This is a genomic window from Arthrobacter sp. ov407, assembly GCF_900102895.1.
GTDB lineage: Bacteria > Actinomycetota > Actinomycetes > Actinomycetales > Micrococcaceae > Arthrobacter.
This window is the reverse complement of record NZ_FNGD01000026.1, coordinates 1-1581: the sequence shown is the minus strand read 5'-3', so window position 1 is coordinate 1581 and position 1581 is coordinate 1. Positions and strand designations below refer to the sequence as shown.

The following is a 1581-nucleotide window of genomic DNA, read 5'->3' as shown; positions in this document are numbered from 1 at the left end:
ACGCCCCACCTCCCGCACGCCCCCTTCGGAGGTTCGCTCACGCCCCGCGGAGGCCGGCACCGCAACCCAAACCGGGCGCCGCCGTCGAACCGCCATACGCGGTGGGAGCGTCGCCGCAGGAACGCCCTGCCTGCAGGCCACGGCCGGAACACCGTTCAGGTCGAGGACACCCAACCGCCGGTTGCAAGTCCGGCCGGCGCCGGGCCGCCGTTATGACAAGCTTGGGGCCTCGGGCCACCTACTAGGAGCTCCCACTACAAATCAGGGGCGCGGATGCTCGCCGCCGTCCCGTTGACGGTCCGGGCCCATCAAGAAGTACGCCGCGGTGGCGAAGACCGACCCGCCAATGCAAACCATTGTCACGATGATGGGAGCGGCGAACCAATTGAGAAACGCACTGACGTTTATGAAGGCGGGGAACCATAGGACGGACCAGACCAAGACACTGATCCAGCAGGCCCATCGCTCACCATTGCGTAGCAGGAGGAATGAGGAGCCGCCGAGTACAGCGGTGACAAGGCTAGCTGCGATTGCAATGTAGGGTCCCCGTCTCACGTCCCCGTCGATCGGGGCCCCGTAAGATTCGAGGCTGACCACTGTATGTGCGTAGCGGATCGAGACTGCGATGACCAGGAAGGTACCGGCGATGAAGAAGATCAGGTGCAGTGCCTGCATTGCCAGATATATCGCCCGGCTACCTCCCTGCCGCTGACGCTGATCCCCAGTCATGCCCCGACAATACGCTGCAGGCAGACGTACGGCCACGCCGGTTACAGTCCTGCACTTCAGCGCGTGATCGGCGTGCTGGCCCACAGGGGTGCTTTCATCGCGGCAGGTTCGGGTTGAACTTCGTGGGATCCTGGCTGGTGTGAATGGTCAGCATTAGCTTGAAGCGCCCAACGGTCATGAGCTCGCCCGCTCGTACTTCGCGAGGATGCGCACGTCATCGACGTGTTGCCGGTGCCGGTCCAGCGCCTAGGGGACGTTGTTGTATCCGACGTCGGCCATATGGATGGGGATCTTGCCTGGCAGTCCGTCGACGTCAGCGATGAGCTGGTCGATGGTCAGCCGCGGGACCTGGGGTGTGTCACCGCCGCCGTAGAATTTCACGCTCGACGCGGGCCAGACCTTGCGCATGCCTTATACGCGACCACGTCATCCGCGACCACGTCGGCCCCCTTGGGAAAGGCCTTCGAGAAGTACAAGGGATCCGAACTTCCTGCGCCATTCAGTTCAAGATTGACGTTCCCGTCATTACCCCGCGGCAGTTCGCCCTCGACCACGCGGCTAGTGTCCAGGATCAAGACAACGGAGTGAAGACCCGTGCCGGTCCGCCCTTCCCGGACCCCCTCCACGGCTCCCCGGACGATCACCTGGCTCGCCACGACCAGCGCCGCTGGGGAATGGAACGGATCGTAGCCGTAGGTCGGGCGGCCGAATACAGCCACGCTTCCCAGGAGGCCTGCGCCGGGCACACCCCGAGGCAAGGTCGGCTCCGGGCAGACTGGCGGTGGGGTTGTTCGTTGGGTGGTGCCAGTGCCAGTGCCGGCGGTGGTGATTGGTTGCGGGTGGGTGTTGTGG

2 protein-coding genes are annotated in these 1581 nt (G+C 64.5%); both read right to left on the bottom strand.

From position 1 onward, the window contains the following. Window positions 1–261: 261 nt before the first annotated feature. The gene (locus tag BLS42_RS19830) at window positions 262–729 is read right to left on the bottom strand and encodes a hypothetical protein (RefSeq protein ID WP_143019250.1); all 468 of its coding nucleotides are present in this window, start codon (window positions 727–729) and stop codon (window positions 262–264) included. Window positions 730–975: 246 nt separating this feature from the next. After that, the gene (locus BLS42_RS20365) at window positions 976–1137 is read right to left on the bottom strand and encodes a hypothetical protein (RefSeq protein ID WP_176803595.1); all 162 of its coding nucleotides are present in this window, start codon (window positions 1135–1137) and stop codon (window positions 976–978) included. Window positions 1138–1581: the final 444 nt, after the last annotated feature.